Annotated in this window: 1 protein-coding gene; it reads right to left on the reverse strand. The window is 38.9% G+C overall.

All coding sequences use genetic code 11. The annotated features are described in order from the left end of the window. On the reverse strand, positions 1-404 hold a 404-nt coding region (locus J7R10_RS09210), incomplete at both ends, for an iron chelate uptake ABC transporter family permease subunit (RefSeq protein WP_208436522.1).

Genomic DNA, 404 nt, shown 5'->3' on the forward strand with positions numbered 1-404 from the left:
GCATATTGTCAACCATGAAATCTGAACCAAGATTGGGAATAATCAGTCGAACGAAAGGAATTCGACCAAATGTACAGAGAACAACGGAGGTAATGGACGCAACAATAAAAAGACCTAAGAACATACCAGAACGATAATTTAGTCCAAGATTGTTGGTTAAATCTTCTAACAGACCAGCTACAGTAAAACGATCAGCAGTCAAATAAGCAAGGATGCAAAGAGGAAGAGAGAACAATAAAATTTCATATTTTCCCTCAAGAATCATTGCAAAAGTGCCAAATAAAGAAGAGGGAAGGGAGGGGAGAAGCATTGCATGATCAGCAATAGCGTGGGTTAAGGAGCGAAGGAAATAGACCAGAATAATTCCTGTAAGCGGTACAATAAGGCCAGATTTTAGAGGAATT

The organism is Bartonella vinsonii subsp. berkhoffii ATCC 51672, from assembly GCF_902825225.1.
GTDB lineage: Bacteria > Pseudomonadota > Alphaproteobacteria > Rhizobiales > Rhizobiaceae > Bartonella > Bartonella berkhoffii.